The 24,692-nt window shown below is 67.9% G+C and carries 27 protein-coding genes and 5 pseudogenes; 18 read left to right on the top strand and 14 right to left on the bottom strand.

Annotated elements, in window-relative coordinates; translation table 11 throughout:
- Window positions 1-82: 82 nt before the first annotated feature.
- Together ACH4FH_RS32030 and ACH4FH_RS32025 are read right to left on the bottom strand one after the other, a co-directional pair.
- Window positions 83-886, bottom strand: a complete 804-nt coding sequence (locus tag ACH4FH_RS32030) for a phosphatidate cytidylyltransferase (RefSeq protein WP_398559454.1) — start codon at window positions 884-886, stop codon at window positions 83-85.
- Window positions 883-2,661, bottom strand: a complete 1,779-nt coding sequence (locus ACH4FH_RS32025; protein WP_398559453.1) for an aminotransferase class I/II-fold pyridoxal phosphate-dependent enzyme — start codon at window positions 2,659-2,661, stop codon at window positions 883-885. The genes ACH4FH_RS32030 and ACH4FH_RS32025 overlap by 4 nt, the downstream gene beginning before the upstream one ends.
- A gap of 181 nt (window positions 2,662-2,842) precedes the next feature.
- Here ACH4FH_RS32025 and ACH4FH_RS32020 point away from each other — a divergent pair.
- A pseudogene (locus ACH4FH_RS32020) lies at window positions 2,843-2,988 on the top strand (IS5/IS1182 family transposase); the annotation flags it as partial.
- Window positions 2,989-3,328: 340 nt separating this feature from the next.
- On the opposite strand, the gene ACH4FH_RS32015 reads toward ACH4FH_RS32020, so the two are convergent.
- From ACH4FH_RS32015 to ACH4FH_RS32005, 3 genes are read right to left on the bottom strand one after another with little or no spacing between them, the layout of a single operon-like run.
- Window positions 3,329-4,000, bottom strand: coding sequence for an enoyl-CoA hydratase-related protein (locus ACH4FH_RS32015; RefSeq protein WP_398559452.1), 672 nt, complete (start codon window positions 3,998-4,000; stop codon window positions 3,329-3,331).
- Window positions 3,987-4,199 carry a hypothetical protein gene (locus tag ACH4FH_RS32010; protein ID WP_398559474.1) on the bottom strand — a complete coding sequence of 71 codons (213 nt, stop codon included), beginning with the start codon at window positions 4,197-4,199 and terminating at the stop codon, window positions 3,987-3,989. The genes ACH4FH_RS32015 and ACH4FH_RS32010 overlap by 14 nt, the downstream gene beginning before the upstream one ends.
- Entirely contained in the window at window positions 4,160-4,321 is a 162-nt protein-coding gene (locus ACH4FH_RS32005; RefSeq protein WP_398559473.1) for a hypothetical protein, read from the bottom strand. The genes ACH4FH_RS32010 and ACH4FH_RS32005 overlap by 40 nt, the downstream gene beginning before the upstream one ends.
- Window positions 4,322-5,077: 756 nt before the next feature.
- Between ACH4FH_RS32005 and ACH4FH_RS32000 the strand changes: the two genes are divergently transcribed.
- The 5 genes and pseudogenes from ACH4FH_RS32000 to ACH4FH_RS31980 form a co-directional block, all read left to right on the top strand.
- Entirely contained in the window at window positions 5,078-5,446 is a 369-nt protein-coding gene (locus ACH4FH_RS32000; RefSeq protein ID WP_398559451.1) for a hypothetical protein, read from the top strand.
- A 168-nt stretch (window positions 5,447-5,614) separates the two neighbouring features.
- A complete protein-coding gene (locus ACH4FH_RS31995; RefSeq protein WP_398559450.1) occupies window positions 5,615-5,956 on the top strand; it encodes a hypothetical protein in 342 nt (113 codons plus the stop codon).
- 191 nt (window positions 5,957-6,147) lie between these two features.
- Window positions 6,148-6,375, top strand: a pseudogene (locus tag ACH4FH_RS31990) (HNH endonuclease); the annotation flags it as partial.
- 41 nt (window positions 6,376-6,416) lie between these two features.
- Window positions 6,417-6,722: a hypothetical protein gene (locus ACH4FH_RS31985; RefSeq protein ID WP_398559449.1), complete on the top strand. Its 306-nt coding sequence runs from the start codon at window positions 6,417-6,419 to the stop codon at window positions 6,720-6,722.
- Window positions 6,723-7,493: 771 nt separating this feature from the next.
- Window positions 7,494-7,628 (top strand): annotated as a pseudogene (locus tag ACH4FH_RS31980) (GNAT family N-acetyltransferase); the annotation flags it as partial.
- Between the two features lie 261 nt (window positions 7,629-7,889).
- Here ACH4FH_RS31980 and ACH4FH_RS31975 read toward each other — a convergent pair.
- Entirely contained in the window at window positions 7,890-8,246 is a 357-nt protein-coding gene (locus tag ACH4FH_RS31975; protein WP_398559448.1) for a hypothetical protein, read from the bottom strand.
- Between the two features lie 245 nt (window positions 8,247-8,491).
- Here ACH4FH_RS31975 and ACH4FH_RS31970 point away from each other — a divergent pair, with 245 nt between their 5' ends.
- The gene (locus ACH4FH_RS31970; protein ID WP_398559447.1) at window positions 8,492-9,157 is read left to right on the top strand and encodes an ArsR/SmtB family transcription factor; all 666 of its coding nucleotides are present in this window, start codon (window positions 8,492-8,494) and stop codon (window positions 9,155-9,157) included.
- Window positions 9,157-10,596, top strand: a complete 1,440-nt coding sequence (locus ACH4FH_RS31965) for an MFS transporter (RefSeq protein ID WP_398559446.1) — start codon at window positions 9,157-9,159, stop codon at window positions 10,594-10,596. Before ACH4FH_RS31970 ends, ACH4FH_RS31965 begins: the two co-directional genes overlap by 1 nt.
- A 71-nt stretch (window positions 10,597-10,667) precedes the next feature.
- Here the strand turns inward: ACH4FH_RS31965 and ACH4FH_RS31960 are convergent, their stop codons facing one another.
- Complete coding sequence (locus ACH4FH_RS31960; protein WP_398559445.1) at window positions 10,668-10,904, bottom strand: hypothetical protein; 237 nt, start codon at window positions 10,902-10,904, stop codon at window positions 10,668-10,670.
- A gap of 860 nt (window positions 10,905-11,764) precedes the next feature.
- Here ACH4FH_RS31960 and ACH4FH_RS31955 point away from each other — a divergent pair.
- Window positions 11,765-11,875 (top strand): AAA family ATPase, encoded by a 111-nt coding sequence (locus tag ACH4FH_RS31955; protein ID WP_398559444.1) that lies wholly within the window; start codon window positions 11,765-11,767, stop codon window positions 11,873-11,875.
- 594 nt (window positions 11,876-12,469) lie between these two features.
- On the opposite strand, the gene ACH4FH_RS31950 is transcribed toward ACH4FH_RS31955, so the two are convergent.
- Together ACH4FH_RS31950 and ACH4FH_RS31945 are read right to left on the bottom strand one after the other, a co-directional pair.
- Entirely contained in the window at window positions 12,470-13,006 is a 537-nt protein-coding gene (locus tag ACH4FH_RS31950; RefSeq protein WP_398559443.1) for a GNAT family N-acetyltransferase, read from the bottom strand.
- A complete protein-coding gene (locus ACH4FH_RS31945) occupies window positions 13,003-14,286 on the bottom strand; it encodes an XRE family transcriptional regulator (RefSeq protein ID WP_398559442.1) in 1,284 nt (427 codons plus the stop codon). Before ACH4FH_RS31945 ends, ACH4FH_RS31950 begins: the two co-directional genes overlap by 4 nt.
- A gap of 154 nt (window positions 14,287-14,440) precedes the next feature.
- Between ACH4FH_RS31945 and ACH4FH_RS31940 the strand changes: the two genes are divergently transcribed.
- The 6 genes from ACH4FH_RS31940 (at window position 14,441) to ACH4FH_RS31915 (ending at window position 17,915) form a co-directional block, all read left to right on the top strand.
- Complete coding sequence (locus ACH4FH_RS31940) at window positions 14,441-14,722, top strand: hypothetical protein (protein WP_398559441.1); 282 nt, start codon at window positions 14,441-14,443, stop codon at window positions 14,720-14,722.
- An 85-nt stretch (window positions 14,723-14,807) separates the two neighbouring features.
- Complete coding sequence (locus tag ACH4FH_RS31935) at window positions 14,808-15,260, top strand: hypothetical protein (RefSeq protein WP_398559440.1); 453 nt, start codon at window positions 14,808-14,810, stop codon at window positions 15,258-15,260.
- Window positions 15,257-15,922, top strand: a complete 666-nt coding sequence (locus tag ACH4FH_RS31930) for a hypothetical protein (protein ID WP_398559439.1) — start codon at window positions 15,257-15,259, stop codon at window positions 15,920-15,922. Before ACH4FH_RS31935 ends, ACH4FH_RS31930 begins: the two co-directional genes overlap by 4 nt.
- A 1-nt stretch (window position 15,923) precedes the next feature.
- Window positions 15,924-16,106: a hypothetical protein gene (locus ACH4FH_RS31925; RefSeq protein ID WP_398559438.1), complete on the top strand. Its 183-nt coding sequence runs from the start codon at window positions 15,924-15,926 to the stop codon at window positions 16,104-16,106.
- Between the two features lie 85 nt (window positions 16,107-16,191).
- Window positions 16,192-17,058, top strand: a complete 867-nt coding sequence (locus ACH4FH_RS31920) for a GNAT family N-acetyltransferase (protein WP_398559437.1) — start codon at window positions 16,192-16,194, stop codon at window positions 17,056-17,058.
- A 392-nt stretch (window positions 17,059-17,450) separates the two neighbouring features.
- On the top strand, window positions 17,451-17,915 hold the full coding sequence (locus tag ACH4FH_RS31915) for a hypothetical protein (RefSeq protein ID WP_398559436.1): 465 nt from the start codon (window positions 17,451-17,453) through the stop codon (window positions 17,913-17,915).
- A gap of 317 nt (window positions 17,916-18,232) precedes the next feature.
- On the opposite strand, the gene ACH4FH_RS31910 is transcribed toward ACH4FH_RS31915, so the two are convergent.
- Window positions 18,233-18,436: a hypothetical protein gene (locus ACH4FH_RS31910; protein WP_398559435.1), complete on the bottom strand. Its 204-nt coding sequence runs from the start codon at window positions 18,434-18,436 to the stop codon at window positions 18,233-18,235.
- 193 nt (window positions 18,437-18,629) lie between these two features.
- On the opposite strand from ACH4FH_RS31910, the gene ACH4FH_RS31905 reads away from it, so the two are divergent.
- Entirely contained in the window at window positions 18,630-19,331 is a 702-nt protein-coding gene (locus ACH4FH_RS31905) for an HNH endonuclease family protein (protein WP_398559434.1), read from the top strand.
- A 149-nt stretch (window positions 19,332-19,480) separates the two neighbouring features.
- On the opposite strand, the pseudogene ACH4FH_RS31900 reads toward ACH4FH_RS31905, so the two are convergent.
- Together ACH4FH_RS31900 and ACH4FH_RS31895 are read right to left on the bottom strand one after the other, a co-directional pair.
- Window positions 19,481-19,914: pseudogene (locus ACH4FH_RS31900) on the bottom strand (lamin tail domain-containing protein).
- Between the two features lie 490 nt (window positions 19,915-20,404).
- Entirely contained in the window at window positions 20,405-20,605 is a 201-nt protein-coding gene (locus ACH4FH_RS31895) for a hypothetical protein (RefSeq protein ID WP_398559433.1), read from the bottom strand.
- A 1,266-nt stretch (window positions 20,606-21,871) separates the two neighbouring features.
- On the opposite strand from ACH4FH_RS31895, the gene ACH4FH_RS31890 reads away from it, so the two are divergent.
- Window positions 21,872-22,249: a nuclear transport factor 2 family protein gene (locus tag ACH4FH_RS31890; protein ID WP_398559432.1), complete on the top strand. Its 378-nt coding sequence runs from the start codon at window positions 21,872-21,874 to the stop codon at window positions 22,247-22,249.
- Window positions 22,250-22,402: 153 nt separating this feature from the next.
- Here ACH4FH_RS31890 and ACH4FH_RS31885 read toward each other — a convergent pair.
- Window positions 22,403-22,531: pseudogene (locus ACH4FH_RS31885) on the bottom strand (IS630 family transposase); the annotation flags it as partial.
- A gap of 322 nt (window positions 22,532-22,853) precedes the next feature.
- On the opposite strand from ACH4FH_RS31885, the gene ACH4FH_RS31880 reads away from it, so the two are divergent.
- Window positions 22,854-23,675, top strand: coding sequence for a maleylpyruvate isomerase family mycothiol-dependent enzyme (locus ACH4FH_RS31880; RefSeq protein ID WP_398559431.1), 822 nt, complete (start codon window positions 22,854-22,856; stop codon window positions 23,673-23,675).
- A 182-nt stretch (window positions 23,676-23,857) separates the two neighbouring features.
- Here ACH4FH_RS31880 and ACH4FH_RS31875 read toward each other — a convergent pair whose 3' ends face one another.
- Window positions 23,858-24,616, bottom strand: coding sequence for an alpha/beta hydrolase family protein (locus ACH4FH_RS31875; protein WP_398559430.1), 759 nt, complete (start codon window positions 24,614-24,616; stop codon window positions 23,858-23,860).
- Window positions 24,617-24,692 lie beyond the last annotated feature (76 nt).

Here is a 24,692-nt window from a genome sequence, read left to right as displayed (position 1 = left end):
GGGATTTGCGGTGACCGTCATGCCTCACCCGATTCCGTCCCCTTCCGCCGACCGACGGCACCCCTGCCGCCGCTGTGGACATTCAGCGCAGCACCAAAAGGACGGCCAACGCGATCAGGAGGGAGTCGATCCGGTCCAACAGGCCTCCTGAGCCGGGCAGCCAGCGGCCGGCGTCCTTGGCCTGCGTGCCCCGTTTGACCATCGATTCGAAGAGGTCGCCGGCCGGACCGCCGACCGCCACCGCGGTCGCCATCGGCAGGCTCCACGAGGACAGTAGGGCGAGCACGCCCACACCGGTCGCGGCCCCCGCCAGGGTTCCGCTCCACCGCTTGGCCGGGGAGAGCGGTGACAGCCGTGGTCCTCCCAGCCGCCGGCCCGCGAAGTACGCCACGATGTCCGCGACCGAAACCGCCACGAAGAGAGCGAGCGCGTCGGCCCCGAGCGGCACCAGCGCGGCCAGCAACCCGAGCCAGCCGAGCCCCAACAGCCCGGCGCCGACCCGGCGCAATCCCTGTTCGGTGTCGCCGGCCAGCAGGGGCACTGCGGCGACCGCGAGTGCCCCGGCGCCGACCACCCGGGGCAGCTGCCCCGGCATCAGCCAGGCAGCCAGGACCACGCAGACCACCGCCGCGGTCAGCGCGGCCCGGTCCGGCGGGCCAAGCCGCAGCAGCGAGCAGAATTCCACCGTCGCGACCACGCCCGCTGCCGCGGCAAGGGCTGCGACGCCCGGACGGCCCAGCCAGAACGCACCGGTGACCAAGGGCACGCCAACCGCCCAGGCGCACCACCGGATCCACAGCTCGCGCTTTCGGGACGCGACCACCGCGATGCCGCCGAGCACGAGCCCCCCACCCAGGAAGGGCGCCAGGCGGTCCACGGTTGTCACCGGCCGCCCCCGGCGTCCGACCCGCGCCACGGTGCCGTCCAGGGCGTGCGACCCGGAGGTCGCAGCGCATCGAGTGCGTCTGCGTACGCGACCACGATGCGCGCGTTCTCATCGGTGTCCCTGACGGCGATCCGTACGCAGCGCCCTTCATAACCGGGCGACAGCGGCGACAGGTCCCGCAGGTAGACGTCGCGCCGGCGGCATTCGTGGACCAGCTGGGCGGCGCTCGGCCCGTAGCGGGGCAGGGTCACGGTGAGGTGGTTGGCCACGGAGTCGTCGATCACGGCCGTACCGTCCGCACCGGCCAGGTCGGCGGCCAGCCGGCGGCGCAAGGTGTGCGTGCGGTCCCAGCAGCCGGCGTAGTAGGCGGGGTCGCGCAGCGCCGCCACCGCAGCCATCTGCGCCGGCAGGCTGACGGCCCAGGGAGGTGTCCAGCGGCGCAGGTGAGCCGCAGTGTCCGGTTCGGCCACCAGGAAGGCGGCCCGCACCCCGGACAGTGCGTACATCTTTGACAGCGAACTGCAGACCACCACCCGTGGGTCCGCAGTAGCCACCTCGGCCAGTGACTCCGCCATGTCGACGTAGCCCAGGTATGCCTCGTCGATCCACCACCGAGTGCTGCCCGGGGTTGCCGCGATCACCCGGCGCAGTTCCGCCGCCGGCAGGTGCCGTCCGGTGGGGTTGTTCGGGTTGACCACTACCACCAGGTCGTAGGTGCCGGCACGGGTACACGCGGCGAGCCGGTCCGGATCGATGCGCCAGCCGTCTTCCCGGCGCAACCGGAAGCGGTCCACCCGGCACCCGATTACGTCCTCGGCGACATGCGCGTACTCGCCGTAGCCCGGGTCGATGAGCAGCACTCTGCTCCGGGGGGTCAGCCACCGGCCGAAGGCCCGGAAGATGAGATCGGACGAGCCTGCGCCCACCACGAGCGTCTCTGCCGGTAGCGACCGGGCCGTAGAGATCTCGGCCAGCAGTCCTTCGGCACCGGTGGGAGGGGAGGTCCGCGATATCCACGCCAGGTCTTCCGCGAGCAGGGCCCGGACACCGGGGGCCGGCGGGAACCAGGCATCCAAGACATCTGCCGCCACGATCTTGTGGCGCCGGCCCAGATCACGGAAGTCCGCGCCGATGGCGGTGAAGGAGGCACCGCCGTGCTCGCAACCATCCGGCCGCGGAGCGAACGCCGCGTCCAGATGCCAGCCCACATCGCTCCCCATGCGCCGCACTGTGGGGCCGTAACGGTCCAGAGCAGCCCTCGTCAGGTCTTTCACAGTGCCGGTCAGCACCTCGAAGGTCACCGCGCCGCACCGCACGCTATGACCGGTCGGCTGAAGGCCGGCGGCCGTATACATGGCGAGGAGCTGGGTGCGGCCCATGGCCACCACCCGGCGGCCACCCCGGGAGGCGATCCAGCGCAGTGCCGCGTACATCAGCAGCGGCGCCGCCATGGTGTTCCGCCGGTGCGGCTCGACGGTGAGAAGACGAACCTCGAATAGGCCCTCCTCGGCCAGCAGCGGCAACTCTTCGCGGGTCAGGTACTTCTCCAGCCCGTACCGGCCCACCCAAGGCGGGGTGATGCTGACACAGCCGATCCGGTCCTCGCCGCGCGTCACGACGAGGTAGACGTTCTCCCCGTCCAGCCCGTCGCGCAGCCGTCCTTCCGGAACCGGGGCATGCTGGCCGAGTTCCCGCGCGTACACCCGGTGCCGCACCTCATGGATCCAGTCGACATCCTCCGGAGTAGCAGCACGCAGCTGCAGAGCACGTTCCACAAGCAACCTTTCGATGTGGCGGGCGGCGGCCGCGCCGGATCCGGGGACGGCGTGGAGGATGGTCCGCCTTCGCCGCCCGGCCATGGTGCGGTATGCGGCTCGGCCACGCCTGAGTAGCCGTACTCAGACGTGGACCGTCCGTCGCCCGGTCGAGCCCGCGCGTCGCTCCCGCGTGATCGGCCTGCGCAGGGAGGGCTGGGTGGTCGAGAGATCGGTGTCCTGGTTGGCCGGCTGCCGACGCTCCACCGACGCTACGAACGCAAGCCCGAGCACGTCCTCGCCTTCGTCGGCGTAGCCGCAACCCTCGTCTGCTACCGCCGACTCACCAAGCGCCACGACGTCTTAGGGCCGAACGCGCCTACTTCGGCGGCCGTCACCACCAGGAGCGCGAGCCCGTGGAGCTCAGCTCCCACGCTGTTGCAGCCCTACCCGCCGGATCGACCGTGGCCGGGAGCCGGCCGTCGGTCCGCAGCGTGGAGGCCAGGGGTGGTGGAGACGTGAGCGACCAGCTCCCCTTGGTTGTCGAGCACCTCGCCTTCAGCTGGGGCGGTGCGGCGGCGGCCGGCATGGAAGACGGCGCCCTTGTGCGCCGGGACGCATGGGGGTGGCCCCGTGACCGCGTTGCCGCAGGCCTGCGCCCACCGATCCGGGCGGCCGGGTAGGGGCCTCAGCCAAGGGGGTTGTTTTTGTCTCGCAGGGAGTTCAGGGCGGTCGCGTACATGCGGGCCTTGATGGTGCCGAGGGTCGAGCCGGCCTTGCCTGTCTGGGACCGGGCAATCTCCACTGCGGTCCGGCGCACCGCGTCCTCGTCCACCGCGCGGTCGACGACGGCGGCGGTTAGGGCGTCGTGGCCCCCGTAGCGGCGGGCGGTGATCATGGCCTCGTGTGCGGTCTGCGGGGTCAGCCTGGCCTGGATCAGCGCGGACATGCCGGGGGTGAAGGGGATGTTGATGTCGGCCTCGGGCAGGCACCAGAAGCCACGGTCGGCACGCATCACCCGGAAGTCGTGAGCCAGCGAGAACATCGCGCCGGCCGCGAAGGTGTGTCCCTGCAGTGCGGCCACGGTGACCACCGGCAGCGACAGCATCCGTGCCAGGAGTTCGTGGACGGAGACGACGTAGTCCTGGTGCTGGTCGGCATGGGCGAACAGCCAGTCCAAGTCCAGACCGTTGGAGAAGAACTTGCCGACGGCGGCGGTCACCAGGGCACGCGGGCCTTCGGCTTTCTCCACCTCGTCCAGCGCGGCGAGGGCGGAAGTGAGCCAGTCGGGGTGGAACCGGTTCTCGGTGTCCCCGAGGTCGAGGATGAAGACGTCGTCCTGGCGCTCAAGCGTGGGCATTGCGGCTCCTCAAGCTGGGTGGATGGTAGATAGGCAGCCGGTCACGGCCGTGACGCGTGACCGGCGTGGGCCGGTCAGGCAGGGCGTGGCCCAGCTGGTCATGGATTTCGGTCGCGACGGCCTCCAGCGGAGCGATGCTCTGCTCCGCCCGGCACATGATCACCGCGCCTTCGACCGAGGCGATGATGATGGCGGACAGATCTTCCCCCGCTCCTCCGGCAAGCCGTGCCGGAGGAGCAAAGCGGCGAACGCCTCCCTCCGGCGAGCGAAGACCGCGGCCGCCGAGCGGGCCAACTGCGGTGCGTCGTCGTTGGTCTCCACGGCCACCGACTCGATGCAGCGGGAAGAAGGCCTCAATCGCCTCCGGAGTGTCGGCGGCTGCGGCGGTCTCGATCAGACCGGCGACGAAGTCATCAGCCGGCGCCACTGCCTCGCCGATCAACTGCGCGCGTCCGCCGGGAAACTGGTGGTAGACCGAACCGCAGGGCGCGCCGCTGTGCGCGAGCACCCGGTCGATACGGGTCGCGCCGGCGCCGTACTCGCGCAACAGGGCCGCCCTGCCGAGAACCATCTGATCGCGGCTGTCGCTCCTGCGCGGACTCATGAGCCCACCGCCCCGGCAAGCCGAGGGGCAGACAGCCACACGGGGTGCGAAAGAATCATCGGACATGCCGCTGTGCCTTCCTGACGTCGGCGAGCAGACGCTCCGATCACGGAGCTACCGCTCGGTAACTTATGGTGCATGGCAGAGAACATGCAAGAGTCCGGACCTCGCCGGTAGAGGTGCCGAACGCGGGTGGTGCAGCGCCCTGACGCCCAATGTGCCGCAGGACGACCGCGCGACCGCTCCGCCAGGCGGACTCCCGTCCGCCGGAGCGGGGCCCTGCCCGGCGGAATGCGGATATCGGCCGGGTTCGGGAGGTATTCCAGCCCCGGATCCTCCCAAGGACCCGCATTTTCCCGGAGGTTGAGCAGTAAGTACTCAGCTCCAGCGGGACGGCATCGGCGAACATTCCGTAAAGCGGCTGACATTGCACGTGAGGTGCTCTGCGGACGCTTCAAGAACAGAAGGTTTCCATGTCTCTCAAGAAACGTGCCGTTGCCGCATTCGTCACCGCGGTCACCTTTTGCGTAACACTCGGAACCGCCGCCTCGGCGGTGGCTGCGCCGGGATACGAACATATGGGTACGTGCACTGGCGACTACCAGCTCGTGAGCGTCTTCCACAACGCCCTCTGGCACTACAAGATCGAGTATTCGATTCGTGGCGGAAGCAATGACCACGCCGAGTGGTTCGAAAATTCTCTGGCTGTTCCGTTCCATGATTCCGGAGAATTCAACACCTGGGGCGACGTACTCATCCTTCCCACTCCTTCAGCATGGGTCTACATGAAATGTGCGAAGGGCGCCGAAATTTACTCCCGGGACTCGGTCAATCACGTCTGAGCAGTGTCCGTGGATGATCTCTAGTCCGAGCGGGCAGCGGCCGGTGTTATTTCGTGCCGCTCTTCCTTGCTGCGTGAATCACAGCGGCCTCCCGGCCCAGGGCCCGGACGGGTCACACGGGATCGGGTGACCGACAGCATCGGCAACGCACATTGAAAAGGAGCACCTATGAGGAAGCGCACTCGCATCAGAGCCCTGCTCACCACCGCGGCGGTGGGGACTGGCATCCTGCTGGGCACGGCGGCACCTGCCCAGGCGGCCGACACGGAGGGAAAGTGCACCGGCGGCTGGGCCTACGCCGGCGATTACCACAATCTCGCGTGGGCTTACTTCGCCACCGCATCTTCGTCCGACGACAAGGCCGAATGGTCCTACGTCTCCTTGGCTGCTCCTTTCTACCAGCAGGGAAAACTGGTAGGAGCAACGCACATAATTTTCCCGCCCACCCCGGCCGCCACGCTTTCGGTGAAGTGCGCGGTCGGTGAGACGTTCTTCGTCCAGAATCTCTGAACTTCCGGATTTGGACGCCGTGCTGAGCACCTGGCTGAAACGAGCAAGCTCGCCCGGCCGGGTCGAGGGGGCGGTCCTTCTTACGGAGGGGCCCGCCAGGCAGGGAGGCCCCTCCTACGGGCACTGGCGGACCCGTCGGGTGCGACGCCGTACGCAGTCAAGGCCTAACGGCCTGACGTAGGGATCTCGGCCCCCCAGCCGCCGAAGTCCGCGACGGCTACGAGCGCACCAAGTTCCGGCACTGGATCGACGAGGACAGCGACGGCTGCAACACCCGTGCCGAGGTCCTCCTCGCCGAAGCTCTGACGCAGTCCACCGTCGGTGTCGGCTGCAGGCTCAGCGTCGGTACTTGGCTGAGCTACTACGACGACACCGTCGTCCAGGGGCCGTCCGGACTCGACATCGACCACATGGCCCCCTGGTAGAAGCCGGACGGGGAGCAGACGAGCAGGAGAACAGCGTGGAAGAAAGAACGCAAGAGGCCCCGAAAAAATCGCGGGGCGAGACAGTCGCAGACAACATCGGAGCATCCCCCGCCATCTTCATCTTCCTTGCGTTCCTCGGCTTCTTCCTCGCCGAAACGCAAGAAGGTGAACACAAGGCGTGGTACATGTACTTCGCTGGCTGGGTAGCGTCAATTGTCATGCTCGCCAAGGCGGCCATAACGCGGAAAGGGCCCGAAATGGGCACCCTTGTAGGGGTCGTACTACTCGTCATATTCGGCCTTCTGATCTCGTTCACCCACCGGGATTCATTCCCGTTCTGAAGGCACTGGGTGAGCACCAAGCTCCGCTGGAACCTGACCATCGGCGCGGATGAACGCACCACGCTTCGTGAACTGGCCACCACTTGCACCGATACGACGGTGGAGTGCGAGCCGGCATAGATCCGCTGCTGCCTGGCCCCAGCGGAGGTGGTTCAGGCGGCCGGACCGGGGGAGGCTGCCCCTACTCCCGAATTCAGAAGAACCCTTGATGCTGCCGCTTGAAGCGATCGCAGTGGATGGGTTCCGTCGAAGCCACCACAACTATTCGTTCTGTGAAGTCGGCGGCCGCGACATAATTGGAAGCCCGGGGAGAGCGGGCTCGATTCGCCTGCACCCGTCCCGGCGGGGAACCGGTCGGATCCGTCGTCGACATTATCCGGAAACCCAGCCGGGCCCACTGCGCGTGCACCTGAACGCGCAGTGGGCCCCCGGCGTGGGATGAGAAAGTAGAGCCAGTGCTGGGGATGTCGGTGCGCGTGGACCGCGCGACGACGTCGCTGGTGTGTCCATCGTGTCCGCCTGGACACGATGGCACGGCGCGGCGAGCACGGATCGGGACTGCGGCATCCGCGCGGCAGACCGAGTGGTTCACGGTGAGCGATTACGAGATGACTCCTCAGGGGCTACTGATTCCTGCGGTCGAGCGCATCGTCCGTGCACCTCGCACGTCGCCGCCCCAGTGAGCGGCCCCTGCGCGACGAGATCCACACGGGCCGCTGGCCCTGCCTCGTCCCACCGAGAGACTGTCAGATGCGGTGGACCAGTTGTAGGTCATGTGGAGTGGCCCGCGCTGCCGGTTTCGCGGTGGAAGGACTGCAACGACAGAAGCTCGAATACGACGGTGCCCGCTTCGATGTGGAACTCCATGCTCGCCTGATGACGGATGCGGAGCCCGTGCCGTTGTGAGGCCGGCTCTCGCCTGCGGCATGTGTCTGGTGCTGGGCGCAACGCAGGGCCGTACGTACCGCGGCCCGTGAAGGCAGCCGCGCTGTCGGGCCGCGGGCGAGTGCTGGGAGCAGCTCGCGCACGCGACAGCCTCGAGCCGGCACATGCTGCCTTCACGGCGATCGAGTCCGAGAGGGACACGCTGCGAAAACTTCTCACTCGCAGTTGTCGAGCCCGGCAGCTTCACACTGGCCGCGTCGCCAGTCGTCAAGGGTGGACTGCTCACTGCCTGGCGTGAACCTCCCTGCCCCCTCCCGGCCCGTCAGCGATGGTGCCGGGGTGCGCGGCGTGCTGGTCGGTGTCGGCGCTGCCGTGCTGGTCGGCGCTGGTGCGGCTGTCCTGGTTGGCGTTGGTGCCGGCGCGGTTGTCGAAGGCCGGGTCGGTGTCGGGGCGGCCTTCGGTTCCGTGGCGGTGGAAGTCGGCTTGGGGCTGGACGGCTTTGGTTTCCCGGGGGTTGACGGGGTGCTTGCGATCGGCGAGTGCTGCGGCTTCTGCTGCTCTTCGCCGGCGCAGGCGGCGCCGCCCAGCGCCACGGCGGCGACCAGGACGGAGGTGGCGACCGCTTTTCGCATGTCTCATCCTCCTTGTCGGTGGACGCCGACAGTTGCCCAGGGTCACACGCGAGCCGTGGTCGTGCCGCCGCAGAGGAATGACTCCCGATCATTCTGAGGTCTTCGCCGGCACGTGTGCGGGTGGGGGCTGGGACGGGGCGAAGACCGCTTCGGTGGGCTTGCAGCCGTTGCGTACTGGAGGTTCGCGAAACCGCGAAGACTTCTTCGCGAACAATCCTTTGCAAAGGACTGTTTGCGGTCTACGGTGCCCACATGACTGACTCAAGCGAGGACCTGCACGGCCCGGATACCGAGGCGGACGCGGCTCTCCTGGACGCGAAGGGGCTACGTGCTCTGGCGCATCCGGTGCGGGTGCAGTTGGTCGGACTGCTGCGGAAGTACGGCCCGTCGACAGCTACCCGGCTGGCTGAGCGGCTGGGCGTCAATTCCGGTACCGCTAGCTACCACCTGCGGCAGCTGGGTGCGGCAGGTTTCGTCGAGGAGGATGCGGAGCGGGGGAACGCCCGGGAGCGCTGGTGGCGTTCGGTCCATCAGTCGACGTGGTTCAACGATCCGGACCTGGCCGCGCGGGAGCCCGAGGCCACGATGGCGTATCTGCAGTCGGTCGCCGCGACCTACACCCTGCGCACCCAACGGGCGCTCAACGAGCTGCAGACAATGCCGCGCGCCTGGCGGGACACGTTCGACATCAGTGACTGGCCCCTACGGCTCACCGTCACGGAGGCTGCCGCTCTGCACGAGGAGCTGAGGGCCGTCATCACCCGCTACCGGCGGGATACGCCCCAAGAAGCGGCTGAGGCTCCCCAGGGTGCCGAGCGGGTCTCCGTGATCACGCACCTCCTGCCCGAACTGGATGCACATGCCGAGTCGTCGGGCCATTCGTCTTCTGAGCAACCGACAGGTGGGAAGACGCCGTGATGGAAGGAGCTTCGGGCGGCGCGTGCGGCATAGCCGGCAGACGCACCTTACGACCGCTGGGCGGGCTACTCACTGCGATGGCGGTGTCGTTGACCGGAACCCGGATCTCGGCGATAGCCCTACCTTGGTTCGTGCTCGTCACCACCGGCAGCACCATCCAGACAGGGCTTGTGGCCTTCTGCGAGATGACCCCCTACGTCCTGGTCAAGGCACTCACCGGGCCCCTGGTGGACCGGGCCGGCCCACGGGTCATCTCCTGGACCACCGACCTGGCCAGCGCGGCCGCCGCCGGAACTGTTCCCCTCCTCCACGCTCTGGACCTGCTGACTCTGCCGCTGCTGCTGGCTCTCGTCGCGCTGATCGGTGCGTCGCGCGGCCCAGGTGACCTGGCCAAGGAGGTGATGGTTCCGGAGGCGGCCGAGCGCAGCCGGGTACCGCTGGAGCGAGCCACCGGCCTGTCCGGCGTGACCGAACGGCTCGCCTCCACCATCGGCCCCGCCGTCGGTGGTTCCCTCGTGGCGCTGCTCGGTCCCCTGACCGGTCTTGTCCTCAACGCGGGATGCTTCGCGCTCGGATCGGTAATCATCGCCTTCACGCTGCCGCGCGGCATGGGGCAGACCGCCGAGGAAGCTTGCTCGCCGCAGGACGAGTCGGAGCTGGGCTACTGGCGGCGGTTCGGCGCGGGCTTCACCTTCCTGCGCAGCGAGCCGCTGCTCCTCACCATCATCGTCATGGTCGGGATCACGAACCTGCTGGACGCGGCGTTCACCACGTTGCTCGTGCCGGTGTGGGCCAAAGAGTCCGGTGCCGGGCCGGCCGTGATCGGCGTGAACAGCAGCGTGGGGGGAGTGGCGGCGATCGTCGGGAGCCTGGTGGCCGCGGCGGTCGCGCACAGAATGCGGCGCAGGGTGGTGTTCTTCACCGGGTTCCTGCTCGCAGGGGCGCCCAGGTTTTTGATCCTTGCCTCCCACGCGCCGATGTGGGCTGTGCTCGCCGTGTTCGCCATCAGCGGGTTCGGTGCGGGCTTCCTCAACCCGATTTTGGGGGCAGTCTCCTTTGAGCGGGTACCCCGTCCGCTGCTGGGGCGGGTTAACGCGTTGGGTGACTCGCTGGCCTGGGCTGGCATCCCCCTGGGCGGGCTGATCGCTGGCGCGGCGGTGGCCTCTTTCGGGCTCGTGCCTGTGCTGCTGGCCGGCGGAGCCGCGTACTTCCTCACCACGAACCTGACCGGATTACGGCCGGAATGGCGCGAGATGGACCGCCTGCGCGGGAAAGGATCCGGCAAGGGAGCCTCCCGAGCAGCCCGGCGGGCCGCATCCCCTGCCGGTCAAAGGAGCCACCGACCAGGAATGATGTCCTTGGCCGTGTCTGACAAAACGATCACGGTTATACCTCGCGGTGATCCCGCCAGGTCCGCCCACGACCATCCGCGGCATTAGGGGAGCTATCCGCTCCCACGCCGCATCTCACCACGTCCCCCCCCCCCCACAAGATCAATGATCAGGTTTGGCTAGTCACCCATGAACCACAAGTAGCTGCCCGGCGTCGCCGCACACGCTTCAAGAAGCTCGGCAAGGTCAAGCAGAGCCGCCTTCTGCTGCTCGTCAGTACACCGCTGTGTCAGGGCGGCGACTTCCTGACGGGCGACTTGGGCTTCCTGCTCGTTGAACAGCGTGTCGCCGTATGGATCCACCCAGCCGAGCTTGCCCGAGCCGGTCCGGTCGAGCGTGTTCAGCGCCCCAGCCAACGCTTCACCGTGCTCTTAAGGACCCCGCAGCAAGGTCTCCCGGGACGACGCCTTGCGCGTGGGCCGCCCCGAGTGCAGCTCCAGTTCAATCCCCATGACCCTCCTAGCGGCTGGTACTGAAGCTTCGCAGAGATGATTTGTCCGACAAGGCCTAGGCGCCCGCCGCGGGAAAAATTGCACCCCGGTCCAGAAGGGGAAGGTGACCGGCCCGAACCAGGCGGCGCCGGGCATCTCGCAGTGCACCGTCGAATGGCCCACAGCCTTGCCCTGGCGAGGAAGGTCCGACCGCGTGCGGACGGCAGCCGAAGGCCGAGGGCGGGACCTTCTCACAGCTGCCCCTCTCTTCCGTGCGTGACCTGTGGTTGGGCACAGACGGGGGATGCCCCGCGGGGCATCTGATGCGTGCCCTTGCGCTCCCCGACGGTAGATGCCTGCCGGTACGGTGCGGGGATGACGCTTGACTCATACGGAGAGCCTGCCGTTCGCGGCCAGGGGGCCTTCCAGTTCTTGATCAAAGGTGTGTCGGGTGCGGCACCGGATGGTGGTGTTCGCGTCTTCGGGCATCATCGTGCAGGTGTGTGGAGGGGCCAACAACCGCTTGAGCTGGTCTATCGCGATGGTGTGACGCACCGCATTGAGCGGGCTGACATGGAACCGTCCCTCAACGAGGCGTGTGCATCAAGGGGCCAACGTGAGCTTGTGATCTATGGATTGAGGGTTGAACAGGTCCACCGTAATCACTGGGTGCGCGCTTCGCCGTTTGACTGCTGACTGAAGACCCGTGCGTCAGGTGCGGGGAGTCGCACCGGTTCCTGGTGGCCCGGGAGAGTGGTGCCGTCGAGCATCCGAGGGGTCGCAGCATGATTGAGCCGCTCGCCGTGCTGGTCAATGGTTTGCCTGGTGCAGGGAAAACGTTTTTGGCCCGCGCCCTGTCGCGTCGCCTGGGGCTGCCGCTGTTCAGCAAGACATGATCAAGGAGGCTCACGCCGAGGTCCTGAGCACCGAGCCGCCTGGTTGGCCGCAGCGCCGCTGGAGTTCTGCTCTTGGGGCAGCGGCCAGCGACACCATGTGGACGATGCTGGCAGAAGCGCCGGCTGGTGCCGTCTTGGAGTCCTGTTGGCCGACCGATCCCGGGATTTCGTCAATCGGGCTTGAGCCGCGCGCGCGACCCTCAGGTGTTGGAGATTTGGTGCGATGTCCGTTGGAGATCGCCCGCGGTCGGTTCGAAGCTCGCCACCCCCGGCATCCGATCCATGGCGCCCCACTGACCAGCGACGGAACAAGCGGCTGTTCTGGCCGAACTCGACGGGCTCTTCAATCCCGGCCTGTGGGACGAATGACGGGACCTCCCAGGACCGGAGCGGGCTGTCGGCCTGAACGGCGTGCGGCTTGGGGTTGCGGCCAACCTGGGTCAAGGGGCCGGTCACCTGAGTGTCGGGCAGTCCGTGCGCAGCAACGGAAGACCTGCCCTCTCGGCGCAGGCTCGCCGCGTCGATCTGGCTGCGTGCGGGCCGGCTGGGCACCGTACGGAGAATGGGCGAGGTACTGCTCCCCGCACCTCCGGGCTAGCGGATGGCGCGGAGCATCGCAGCGAGGGGCGGTGAGCCGGGGGAGGGTGTTTGGCTGCTGAGGGTCTGGTAGCCCCATGTTTCGTACAGGCGTTGGACTTTGCCCTCTCCGGCAGTTGGGTTCACGAGGAGGCTGACGTAGTGCTCGCGGCGTTGGGCGAGGAGCTCGTCGTGGATTCGGCGTGCGGTGCCGGTGCCTCGCCAGGGTGTGCGGACCATGATTTCTTTCAGGGCTGCGGCGGGCTTGGTGGTGAGGTGGTCGGGGAGGGGCGGGTCCATGCGTTTCCACCACCGGTTGCCGGGGTCGACGGTGTTGCAGTAGGCGTATCCGACGGCTTGGTCTGCGGCGTATGCGATGACGACCTCGAAGCCGGGTTCCGCCGCGTGTCTGGCCAGGCGTTCGGCGTACGCGTCGACGGCGTAATGGGGCAGGTGCAGCAGCGGAGCGCGGACGTCCGCGTACACGTCCAGGAGGGTCTGCCAGACGCCGTTGGTGTCGGTGTGGCGGCGGAGTTCGGCGTTCTGGGCGCTCATGCGGTGGTGGCCTTCCGGTGGTCGTTGAGGTAGGTGCGCCAGGTGCGGGCAACACCGCTGCGGGGTGCGGTCGTGTTCAGGGTGGTGGTGAAGGCGGCCAGCATGGCGACCACGCGGGGGTGGGCGGCGTCGGCGGCCGGGATGGACATGGCGCTCGCCACGGCCGGTTCGAGATCGCCCTGGCCGAGCTGGGCGCGGGCGAGGCGGGAGCTGAGGATCGCCCGGGTACGGCGCAGGTGTGGTTGGAGGTGGGCCAGGCTGCGGTGGGCTCCGGCCTCGGCCAGCTCGTAGCGACCGAGGGCGAGGTGGGCGGCGGTGGCGAGGCTGTCGATCTCGGCGGGCCCGTAGAAGGCCTTTATCCACACTGGCCGGCGCGTGGTGGGGTTGGCGCGGTCGAGGGCGTCGCGGGCGTATCCAAGGCAGCGGTCGGTGGCGGTCGGGTTGTCGGTCAGGCCGAGGATGGCTGCATGGCGGGCGTGTCCGAGGGAGGCGAACATGGGGTCGCGGCGGGTGATGGCCAGGTTGCGGGCGACGTCGTTGGCGGCGAGGGCGTCGGCGGGGCGGCCCATGTGCCGGTAGAGGCTGCCGGCATGCGACCAGATCCTGAACTGAATGTGCTGGTCACCGCTCATGGCGGCAAGACTCGCGGCGCGTTGGAGGTGGGCTTGGGCGGCGGTGTAACGCTTGCCGTCGGTGGCCGCCCACATGGCGGAGGAAGTGAAGGCGGCTGCACAGCCGTAAAAGGCGTTGCGAACGGCCTGGCTGGCGGTGGTGTTCTGCTGGAGCCGCAGGGCGTGTTCAGCCAGGTCGACGGCGTGTTCCTCGGTGGAGCGGATACCGCCCTGCCGGTGGTCGGTGGCGACGATTTCGGCGAAGTGGGTGTAGAGGCGTTCGACGTCGCTGTGGCCGAGGCGGCCGGAGGCCGCGGCGGTAGGGATGGGGGTGAGGGCCAGGGTGGTTCCGGTGGCAGCGGTGATGAACGTGCGGCGGTGCAGGGGGTCCTCCTGGCGTGCGGTTGGGGCCTTGGCTGTGCCGACTCGGGGCACGAACCCTAGGTGGGTGGCGGGCAGGCCGGTGACGTCTTCGAGGCCCCGGCGGATGCGTTCTTGCGGCCACCTGCTCTCTCCGGACAGCCATCGGAAAACCGTGCGTTCTCCTACGTTGCCTCGGCATCCGGAGACGCGGGACATGGCCTCGTTGACGAGTTCCGCCAGATGAGGGGCGGCGATCTCGTGTTCCGTCATCCACGCCGCTAGGGCGTCGTTCCGACTCCACGCCATCTGGTCACGGTAGAGGCGGTATCTGACTCCGAAAAGTAAATGCCTGGTCAAAACGTCAGTGCGTGGGCGAGCAGCCCGAACGGGATTGTCATGCCCAAGGGGCGGCGGAGGCGGGTTACTTGTGTGCAGACCCCGCATCGAAGAGGAGACCGTGATGGCCCATACCGAACTGGCGTCCCCCGCCCGCGCCGAACACCCTCGGGCGACGGACCAGACGGCGGCGAAGGCACCCGTCGTCCAGCACGTCACCCCGGCCGGTCGCGACGTGCGCTACGACGCCGGGACCGGCGACAGCAGCCTCCCCGTTCTCGTCCACTTCCGCGACGGTTCCACCGCGCACGCCGACCTCGTCCTGAACCCCAGCCAGGTGCTGGTGTTCGGCATGCAGGTCGAGCGGGCCGTGAACCTGCGGGAGAAGGCCCGGGGTGCGGTGTGAGGCGCTTATCCGAACCCCTGGGATACGGCCCTGGCCTGGGCCTGGGCCTGGGAGCCTGGAGCGAGTCAGGTGCTGGGAGGCCCCTGTGCACGATCTGATCGCGAGCCCGTTCCTGGAAAGGCACCTGCTGCTGCGGCCCGGCCGCCGGGGCGGCCTGCTCCTGCCGGAGGCTCAGTACGAGGAATTGCGCAGCCTTAACCCCGCCGACCCCGCCCCCAGCTGGTTCGTCGACGCTGTCCACGCCCAGTGGTCCATGAGCGTCACCGGCCGGTGCACGGGGGACTTTCTGCTGGTCCGCCAGCCCTCCGTCTGGGGCTATTCGCGGGCGAGCTGGGAGATCAACCTTGGCTGCAACTACCAGTGCAAGCACTGTTACCTGGGTTTGAAGGTCTACTCCGGCATGCCGTTGGCCGACAAGCTCACCTGCCTGCGGGTCATGCACGATGCCGGGGTCCTGTGGCTGCAGATCACTGGCGGCGAGCCCACGGTCGACAAGGACTTCGTGCCTCCTACCGTGCCGCGTTCGAGCTCGGCATGATGCTGACCGTCTCCACCAACGCATCCCTGCTGTGGCGCGAAGACCTGCTTCAGATGTTCCAGCAGTGCCCGCCGTACCGGATCGCGGTCTCCATGTACGGGGCAACCAAAGACAGCTACGACGAGCTGACGCAGCGCAAGGGTGCCTGGGACCTGTTCATCAAAGGCATGGGCGCCGCCCGCGCGGCCGGCCTGCCACTGCGGATGAGCGTCATCGTCACCGAGGACAACGCCCACGAGGAAAACGCAATGACCGCACTGTGCGATCAGTGGGGCGTCGAGTACAACGTCTTCACGAACATGACGCCGACGATCTACGGCGGCGCCGAATCCCTGACCGCGCAGTCGAAAGACCATCTGCGGATGCGCAAGCCGTTCACCGGCTGCAACGCGGGCCACACCTTCTTCCACACTGACCCGCACGGGCTGGTGTCCATCTGCAAGATCGGCCGCGACGACCAGATCAGCCTGCCCGCCGAGGGGATCCGAGGCCTTTCCCGGCTCGGCGAGATCGCGGACCGCCTCATGCTTCGCACCGGTGGTTGCTCCGGCTGCCAGCTGTCTGGCGCCTGCACCGTGTGCAGGCCCCTGGCCAAGCACTACCAGGAGGCGAAGGCACCACTCGCAAGTTACTGCCAGCACGGGATGAAGAAAGCAGGGTGACATGACCGCTGTAGCTGTCGAGATCTCTCCGAAGCGGCCACTTCCGGCGGAGCTGCCGTACGTGACCCGCCCGGTCGCGGCCGCCGTACCGCCCATCACTGAGGTCACGTCCGTCGCGGACCTGGACACAGTGATGGACAGCACCAAGTGCTCGTGCAACGCGGGCGACGACAACCCCCACTGATCGCAAACGGATCAAAACCACTCAGGCCCCGGCGCGAATGCGCAGGGGCCTGAGCCCTGTGCGCCAGGCGAGTAGCGTGATTGCCATGCGCTTGAAGTGGGACTGGCTGCAGCCGGTGATGCCCGTGCCGTACGTGCCGACGCTCGGCCCTGTCCACCCCGAGGCCCTCGGCCCCGGTCTCTTCGCGGATATCGTCCGCGTCGCCGGCACTGGCAGCTTCCTGCGATACGACAAGGACCAGCGGTGGGCCGAGCGCAAGGACGAGACAGTCCTGCCGGAAGCGATCGAGCACACCGCTGTCCGGACCCTGATCCCCACCGTGGCCCGCCGCGGCCAGGGCGTCCTCACGCTCTACAGCTACGGGGCCGGGTACGACGAAGCGGCCGGCCTAGCCAGCGAGCTCGCAGCGAGCCATGCCACTTCCACCGCGCGTGTGATCACCTTCCACGCGCCTAACGAGGACCTCCCCACCGGGATCGCCACCACCCGCGTCCAACTACGCGAATTCGCCCAGCCCAGCCCCGAGGACCAGGAGGAGCGGGCCGGGCCTGTGCACGGTCTGTCAGAGTCGGTGAAGGCCACGTTCGCCGCCTTCGCCGACCGACTCACCAGCGACGGCTTCGCATTCCTCTACCACCAGATGGAAGCCGGCACGGTCGGGCCCGTCCTCGCCGTCACTGATGGCGGGCAAGTCGTCGGGGCGATCGGTCCCATGGAGACCCTGACCGATTCAGTTGGGGCCACGCGCTTGCTGCCGCAGTACCTCGGTGTCCTGCCCGAATACCGAGGCCACGGTCATGGCCGGAGTCTGTGGCGGGCTGCCATGGCCTGGGGCGCCGCCCATGGGGCCGACTACCAACTTCTCCAGACCGAAACCGGCGGTGCCTCCGACCGCCTCTGTCAAGCCGAAGGGCTCCGCTCCCTCGGCTACGTCTGCACCACCAAGCTCTGACGTCCCGCGAAGATCTTGTCCGTGGTGGAGCGGACCCTGACCCACGCGCGGAGCATCTGTCGGCTCCACGGTCCACAGGCCAAAAGCGGACGTCAGATCCGCGGCCCAGACGACATCGATCGGAAGCCGCACGCACTGCCGGCGCAGCGTCTCCCGCACTGGTGCACCATGACCATCCCCCTGGGTGACGGATTTGAGGATTTGCCGGTCCTCGGGCGCCAACTTGGGCAGTGTCGACCAGGGGCAGGCCTTGGCATCGTTCGGGGAGGGCGTAGAGATGGGTTGGCGGACTGAGGAGTTCGGGTCGTCGCACGAAGGGTTGGCGGGGGCGGTGCTGGCCGACGGGAGCGAGCCCAAGCCGGTGTTCTTTTGACACCGGGAGTGGTGGTCACATGCACCAGACCACCGAGTGGTGGGCGTATGACGGCAAGCTGAGCCGGCCACGGGCGGAGACGGTGCGGGGGGCGTGTTCGTGCGGCTGGCACAGCACCCGTCGCTACCCCATCGACTGGACCCAGCGGGACCACGACGGCCTCCACGATCTCGACACCTCTGGCCCACCCTACGACTGGGCCCAGCACATTGCCGAGGTCGAAGCACGCTCCGTGCCCCTGCCCAGTGAAGTAGACGACCTGCTGGAGCGGCTGGCCGACCAGCTGGACGCCCTCACCACGGAAGCGCCACTGGCGGCGCTGAAGGCCGTGGCGGCCCTGGAACGCATCACTGGGCGCGTCGGAAGGGAGGCCGCCTATGCCGCCGAAGCCGAAGAGCCGTCCTTGGACATGATCGGTAGAGCCCTCGGGCTCACGGAGAAGGACGCCCGGTCACGTCTGACGCGCTACAGCCTCCGGCACTGACACCACGGGGGTGCGGCTGCATCTTCCGCGTAGGTCAGTTCCCCTGCGGCGCTCGCGTCCGCCGAGGTGCGGGGCGACGCCCCCCGCACGGCGAGTGGGACTGTCTTGCGGGCGGCGTTCTTGCCGCACCTGGGTGCCTCCCTGCGCAGCGGGCATGTCAGTCGATCCAGGTCACCACTGCGAGGCCTCGCTGGCGGGCGGTGTTGTAGAAGTTCCCAGTGCATCGAAATGCTGCACCAGGTAGTCGCGTGGGTGCCCAGTGAACGCCTCGAATCCGCAGGCCTGCGCCGCTTCCGCACTGCCCGCGGGAAGCTGGTTCAGTTCTCGGCCGGCAGCCGGCGCGCCAGGTTCCCGGCCAGGTGCCGGGCTGCGTAGGCTCCGTCTCCCTCATGGGCGGCCAACCGCTGCAGCAGCTCCACGGCGGCTTGGGCTTCCCGCAGTGTCAGTAGCGGCAGGCGCTTCTCTTCGGCGTCGACGACACCGTCCATCAGAGCCAGCAGTCGATCGTCCATGTCGTTCATAGGCGGTCCAACGCCTCACCCTCCAAGTGGTCACGCTCGTGCTCTACGATGGCGCACCTTCCAGCTGTGACGCGAAGCTGACGAACGCGATGGGTGCCACCACGGATGACGGCCGGCGGCTTCCCGGTTGGCGTACCTTTCGTTGCGGGTAGACCCGGGGGGCTGACATCGCCTCACTGACCAGGAGCTCCCTGTGAATCGAACGCGCCGCCTGGCCGCTTTCGCTGCTGGCCCTGTTCTGCTCTTTGCCGTGGCAGCGTGTTCGCCCGAGGCCGAGACCGACGACGCGAAGGGCAAACCGAGCGCGAGCTCCTCGGGCAGCAATGGCGGGGGGCTGCGGTTGTCTGATGCGGTGAGCCGGCTCAAGACGGTGGCCGAGTCGCGCACCGGATACGAGCGGGACAAGTTCCATCTATGGATCGATGCCGATCACGATGGCTGCGACACGCGCCGGGAGGTCCTCGTTGCGGAGGCGGTGAAGAAGCCGCGGCAGGGTGAGGACTGCAAGCTGACTGGCGGCAGTTGGCGCTCCTACTACGACGACAAGACGGTCACTGACGCGCGCAAGCTCGACATCGATCATGTGGTGCCCCTTGCCGAGGCGTGGGACTCTGGCGCCTCGAGTTGGAGCGTCGAGCGCCGCGAGAGTTACGCCAACGACGTGGATGCCGAGCGCAGCCTCGTCGCTGTCAGCCTGGGGCCCAACCGCACCAAGGGTGACAAGGATCCGGCCGAGTGGATGCCGCCGGCCAAGGACGCCACCTGTGTCTACCTCGCGGACTGGGTGGGGACCAAGCTTCGCTGGTCGCTGACCGTCGACTCCGATGAGCGCAGTAAGTTGCGCGAACTCGCCTCCGCCTGCGCTGAGACGGCCGTGGACTACGAGCCCGCATAGCCCTCGCACCTCGCAGCGAGACGGCAGTTGCTGCGGGCGTGGCGGTGCGCCGCAGGCTGGGCCGCGGCGCACCGTGGTCGGGGTCCGGTCAGTGGCGGCTTGGGTCACCGGCCCCCGGACTCTTACGGGTTGGGTCAGTGGCGGTGGCCTCAGCGCGCGGTGTCGATGATGCGGGGGTGGTCGTTGCGCAGGGTGGCGGTGTCGTTGTTGTTGTCCCAGACGTAGGCGCGGCGGTCCTGGTAGGCGTCGCGGTGGGTGTCGTGGCCGATGCCGGTGTGCACACGAACCTGACTGTGGCCGTTCAGGCGGAGGTTGCTAAAGCGGTAGGTGTGGCCGGACTTGTCGGCCAGGGTCCAGCCCTTGGGGTTGACGGGCAGGCGCCCGGTGTTTTTGACGGTGACCCACTCCGCGTTCAGGCTCCGCTTCGAGCGGTCACATCGCGCCCGGGGCTGTCGTATTGGATGGCGCCCAGTACCACTGCCGACCGGTGGTGCGGGGCCGGGGTGTGGTGGTGGCCGGCTGCTGCGGCCGGGAGGGTGGCGGTGGCCGCCAGGGCCGCGGAGCCGACAACGGCTGCGGCCAGACGCGAAGCGTTACGGAACGTCGAACCTCCTGCTCAAGGCACCCCCGCGGGGGTGCCCAGGAAACCGGATACTCGTCCGGTTTGGCCGGGCTCCCACACAGTGACGCCCCGCCACATCCCCACACCAGAAATCCCCTTTGGTGTTACAAAACATGGACATATACACAACCGCACCACACCCGGCGCACACGCCCCCGCGCCCACACACCCCCACGCAACACCCCCTACACACACCCAGGCACGCCAAGCCTGACGTCTTGCCGGGCAGGGCGAGCTCAAGCGCCGCGCGTTGCGCATCCCAACCAAAGTGGGCCGAGCCACCGGTACCGCAGTGCCGGTCCAGCGGCCACGGCGGCGTACCCCAGCTGCAAGGGGAGGCTGCCCAGTTCGGTCGCACCGGGTCTTGAACCGGTGGGCGGAGCGACCAGCCACTCGCACGTCCCTTTGCTGCACTCTCGCGGCGCTCGGCGGCGAGGTGGTCGCTGCACAGTCACGCCGACCGGAACCGGTCTGGTGGGACGTGTCGGCCGGCCTCCGGCTTGGGCACCTTCGTGTCGATCGAGGCCTTGGGCAGGCCTCTGTCTGCGCCAGGGCTTTGTTGGAACACCTTGTCGACGTACAGCTTGGCGCCAGACTTCGGAATCTTCTCCGTGAACGCGGCGGCTTCCTGGTCGCGCTGGTGGAACGTCATGACTGCGCGGAGGTGTGCTTGGCAGCGTGCTCCACAAGTGCCGTTTGCAACAGGCGAGACGTTGGCCGCGCAGAGCCTCCGCTAATAGTCCGGCCGAGGGCGGGAGGGGGCGCGGATCTACAGCGATCCATGCACTCCAGGACTCAACTACGAACGACACATCACGGACTCGGGCAGACTGGTAGCCATGAAGAGGCGCAGTGCACGGCAGACGCTGGTGGTTGACGGGGAGAGGTTCGAGGTCTCCAAACGCCCCGGGCAGCGGGGCACGTACGATTTCACCTGGCTGACAGGCCCTAACCCCGGATACGGCTTCACTTCTGCGGTGCAGCCGGCCAGAGCTCTGAGCGTCCCGGAATTGGAAGCGTCAGTCCGGGACTTCCTGGAGCAGGTCGATCCGAGTACCGGGTATATCGAATAGGGCCCTCCTTGTAGCCGGCTACGCCTCGAGCGAGCGGGCGTCAGACCCTGAAGGTGACGCTGGAAGGAGCCCGGGTGGGGGGCGAAGCGGACCCACTGTCACACCAGCTCCCAATCTCTCCTGACTCACCACCAGCCTGGGCGGCCGGCCGCCCCTGGGGCGCAGCGGGTTCTTGCACTCCGGGGCCCACTGCGCTCGGGTCGGAACTGTGAGGGCCACCCGAACTCTGCCTCCGGCTCTGCGCAGGCCGCCGCACGGCCAAATCTCCGACTGGGCGTCATGAGTTTCTGTACTCAGATGTTTTGAGGTCCTTCCGCCACACTGGCCGTGTCATGACAGATCACGAGGAGGGGCAAGTGTGATGAACACGAGGAAGACCGTGACAGGCAGGGGCGGTTCCGGCCCCTGCGGCTAGGGGTCTTCTCCCTCATCCTGGGCCGGAGGGCCTGGTGTGGGTGGAGGAGAGAACAGGGGACGGGGGAGTGGCGTCCGGTGGGGCGTGGGAGGGGCTGCCGACCGTACTCACCGTGGCTTGTGAAGGCGGCGGCAGTGTGGCGGTGAAGATGGAATCGCAGCAGGTACAGGTAGCCGAGTTCGAAGTTACGTGCCCTGCCGGCACTGCGGGTGTGCGCTCGGTGACCATGGACGCAGGGGCCGTGCGCGGATCCTTCACTGTGGGGATTGACGCCTCGAAGGAGAACACCCGGTGGGCCCTGACGGTAACCCAGCCCGAGTAGAAACCCTTGCTGCCACGCAGCTAGTGCTGTGACCGGGATGGTTCGCCGTGGTCGGAAGTCGGCTCACGGGAGGAGCGCGTTCCGCGAGGCGACTGGTATTACTGGTGCATGCAGGAAGACACCGCGCGGTCCGCGATCGACACGTTCATCTCCGCGTTCAACGCCTCGGACGACAGCTATGTGACAGCCCTGCTCTCCCAGGCCCTGACCTCGGACGTGGTGTTCTGGGGACCGTTGGGCCGCAGTGAGGGGATCGGGGCGGTCGAGCAGTTCGTGCTGGACCTCCGGTGCCACCCGGCGGGGACCGGCACGATGGTGCGCTGCTCGGCGGTGGACATGCCGCACGAGTGGGCCCGGTACCAGTGGGTCTTCACGACGCCGGATGGGGGCCCCCGCCTGGCGGGAATGGACGTCGTCCATCTGCGGCGGAGCCTCATCGACCAGGTCATCGTCTTCGCGGGGGAGATCGGGCCGTCCGCCTCCTGAGTCATCCTCCTCTGGCGCCGCCCTTCCCCCTGAAACCGGCCCGTTCGGCGCTCCGGGGCTGCCGCCGAGATCTTCTTAGCAATTGCTTCGGTCGTCCGCACTTGGCCACGAGTGGACCGATGATGCGCTGTGGCCGCGTAAGTTCGCGGTTGGTCAGGCTGCGGTGTTGAGGGGGTGTCCGCCCCAGCGGATGCCTTTCTCGCTTCGTATGCGGGCGCGTTCCTTTCGTTCGGCGGCCAGGACGTTGCGGTGGAGGGCGTTGGCGTCGCGCCAACGGAGGACAGGGCGGTGCGGCCGTAGCTCATGTTCATTTGGTGAGGTGGAGGGATGCTGTGCTGCCGAAGGTGAAGAAGGGCTGTCATCGCTCAAAGCTCGCCTGGTTGCGTCAGGCGACTCTGCCGCGCTGCTTGGTCCTTCCGGGAGGTGCGACCGGTTCCCACCTCCCGACCGACGCGGCATGGAGCATCTGCCTGCGGTGTTCGTCCGGTCTCGCTGCTCAGGGTCTTGTCGTAGCCATTTGTGCCTGGTCTCCTGTTCTCGGCGATCCGTGACGCGGGTGCGCACATATCTGGCGCGGACACGAAGCAAGGATGAAGTGAACGGCGTGGAATCAGCGGCTGGGCAGGACGTACGTGACGCTCTGCCCGAGGGACTCGGTGCGGCTCTGCGTGGGACCGCCGAGGAGATCGCCGCGCTGCTGCGCGGGGGAGCAGACATGGGGCTCCCGGTGCCCAGGTCGGAGTGGACCGTCGGGGAGGCGGCAGCGCATCTGGCGCAGGCCAACGAACTGATGGCCGACATCGCGGCGGGACGTGCACGCAGTTACGGAGACGGCACGCCACAGAGTCTCGCCACGGCCAATGCGCGCGCCCTTGCCGAGTTCGACGAGCGGAGAGCCGAGCCGCTGGCCGCAATGATCGTGACGCAGGCCGATGCCTACCTGAAGGCGTGGGACAAGGGTGTCACCAACGACACCGTCATCACCCCGCTGGGCCCGATGGGCCCAGACGTACTGGGCTCGTACCTTCTCACGCACATGCTGGGCCACGGCTACGACCTCGCCCGTGCGCTGGGGCGTCCGCACATGATCGACCGGGCCCGGGTCGAGCTGGCCCTGCCGTTCCTGATCACGGCCATGCCACGGGTGACCGACTCCGCCCGCACCGCCGGGTTGATCGCCCGCTACGCCATCCGTCTGTGGGGTGGTGCCTGCTTCGGCGTGACGGTGAACAGCGGTGCGGTGTCCGTTACCTCGCAGCCGTCGAACCGCCCGGACTGCACCATCCTCATCGAGCCGATCACCTTCCTTCTGATGGCACTCGGCCGCCGCGGCCAGTGGAGCGCCCTCGCCCAGGGCCGAATCCTCGTCCGGGGGCGCAAACCGTGGCTCGCGCCCCGCTTTCCGGCACTCTTCAGGGCGCCCTGAAGTCCTGAAGGCAGGCCGAAGCGGTCATCGACCGCGCCCGCGTCGCAGGAGCCGGCCTGGGAAGCCCCGTGTCCGACCGGAGCCGGGGCGTGGCCGACAAGGGCTATTCGGTCCACAGCTTCCGCGCATATCTGGCATGGCGAGGCATCAAAGCCCCCGTCCCCCAGCGCGCCGACCAACCGTCACCCGTGGATGTACTGGTCGGCCCAGGCGCTGATGATGTGGGCGGCTCGCTGTGCCTGTCCTCGGGCGGTCAGGAAATGGTCTGCTCCTTCGAGGGAGACGAAGCTTCGCGGGTGTCGTGCCTCGCGGAAGATCTCTCCAGCGTTGTCGATGTCGACGGTGTTGTCGGTCGGCGAATGCAGTACAAGTAGCGGCAGGTCCAACTCGCCGATTCGATCCCGCAGGTGAGCACGGCGGACGTCTTCGACGAAGGCGCGCTTGAGGACCAGGGTCCTCCCGCCGACGAACCACTCGTGCGCCCCGTCACTGAGCACGCGATCCACGACCGCGTCGTACTGTCGCTCGACGTGGCTGGGATCGACCGGTGCTCCGATCGTGGCCACCGCGCGGACGCCGGTTGCCTCAGCCGCCGCGGCGAGGACGGCGGCGCCTCCCCATGAGTGCCCCACCAGCAGGTCTGCCGGAGTCCCTCGCTCCGCCATCATGGCAGCGGCACGGATCGTGTCCTGGACCTTGACGGTGAAGGAACCGTCCCCCCAGTCGCCGTCGGAGTCCCCGATCCCGAGGTTGTCGAAGCGCAGCATTCCGATCCCCTCGCGTGCCAGCTGCTTGCTGACACGCGACGCGGCCGGCGAGCCCTTGCCGAGTGTGAATCCGTGCACGAAGATCCCCCAGCCGCGGATCTCACCGTCGGGCAGGTCGATCGCTCCGGCCAGTTCGGGGCCGACGACGCTCGGGAATCTCACTTTTTCGCTCATGTTGTGATCACCTAGGCAGGGCTGTTCGGGGAGCAGGAAAGACAAGAGTGCCATCAGCCGGCGCCACGCGCGCGCT

The organism is Streptomyces sp. NPDC017993, assembly GCF_044328065.1.
GTDB lineage: Bacteria > Actinomycetota > Actinomycetes > Streptomycetales > Streptomycetaceae > Streptomyces.
The sequence above is the reverse complement of the archived record's forward strand: the minus strand, read 5'-3'. Positions and strand labels throughout refer to the sequence as shown.

Excerpts from the sequence above, each read along its gene's own strand:
- ACH4FH_RS31950 (WP_398559443.1), bottom strand. The coding sequence starts at position 13,006 with ATGAGCGCCCAGAACGCCGAACTCCGCCGCCACACCGACACCAACGGC.
- ACH4FH_RS31955 (WP_398559444.1), top strand. The coding sequence starts at position 11,765 with ATGATTGAGCCGCTCGCCGTGCTGGTCAATGGTTTGCCTGGTGCAGGG.
- ACH4FH_RS31910 (WP_398559435.1), bottom strand. The coding sequence starts at position 18,436 with ATGAACGACATGGACGATCGACTGCTGGCTCTGATGGACGGTGTCGTC.
- ACH4FH_RS31965 (WP_398559446.1), top strand. The coding sequence starts at position 9,157 with ATGGAAGGAGCTTCGGGCGGCGCGTGCGGCATAGCCGGCAGACGCACC.
- ACH4FH_RS31915 (WP_398559436.1), top strand. The coding sequence starts at position 17,451 with ATGCACCAGACCACCGAGTGGTGGGCGTATGACGGCAAGCTGAGCCGG.
- ACH4FH_RS32000 (WP_398559451.1), top strand. The coding sequence starts at position 5,078 with ATGTCTCTCAAGAAACGTGCCGTTGCCGCATTCGTCACCGCGGTCACC.
- ACH4FH_RS31945 (WP_398559442.1), bottom strand. The coding sequence starts at position 14,286 with ATGGCGTGGAGTCGGAACGACGCCCTAGCGGCGTGGATGACGGAACAC.
- ACH4FH_RS31930 (WP_398559439.1), top strand. The coding sequence starts at position 15,257 with ATGATGCTGACCGTCTCCACCAACGCATCCCTGCTGTGGCGCGAAGAC.
- ACH4FH_RS31975 (WP_398559448.1), bottom strand. The coding sequence starts at position 8,246 with ATGAGACATGCGAAAAGCGGTCGCCACCTCCGTCCTGGTCGCCGCCGT.
- ACH4FH_RS32015 (WP_398559452.1), bottom strand. The coding sequence starts at position 4,000 with ATGCCCACGCTTGAGCGCCAGGACGACGTCTTCATCCTCGACCTCGGG.
- ACH4FH_RS31895 (WP_398559433.1), bottom strand. The coding sequence starts at position 20,605 with ATGACGTTCCACCAGCGCGACCAGGAAGCCGCCGCGTTCACGGAGAAG.
- ACH4FH_RS31925 (WP_398559438.1), top strand. The coding sequence starts at position 15,924 with ATGACCGCTGTAGCTGTCGAGATCTCTCCGAAGCGGCCACTTCCGGCG.
- ACH4FH_RS31940 (WP_398559441.1), top strand. The coding sequence starts at position 14,441 with ATGGCCCATACCGAACTGGCGTCCCCCGCCCGCGCCGAACACCCTCGG.
- ACH4FH_RS31875 (WP_398559430.1), bottom strand. The coding sequence starts at position 24,616 with ATGAGCGAAAAAGTGAGATTCCCGAGCGTCGTCGGCCCCGAACTGGCC.
- ACH4FH_RS31995 (WP_398559450.1), top strand. The coding sequence starts at position 5,615 with ATGAGGAAGCGCACTCGCATCAGAGCCCTGCTCACCACCGCGGCGGTG.
- ACH4FH_RS31970 (WP_398559447.1), top strand. The coding sequence starts at position 8,492 with ATGACTGACTCAAGCGAGGACCTGCACGGCCCGGATACCGAGGCGGAC.
- ACH4FH_RS31920 (WP_398559437.1), top strand. The coding sequence starts at position 16,192 with ATGCGCTTGAAGTGGGACTGGCTGCAGCCGGTGATGCCCGTGCCGTAC.
- ACH4FH_RS31890 (WP_398559432.1), top strand. The coding sequence starts at position 21,872 with ATGCAGGAAGACACCGCGCGGTCCGCGATCGACACGTTCATCTCCGCG.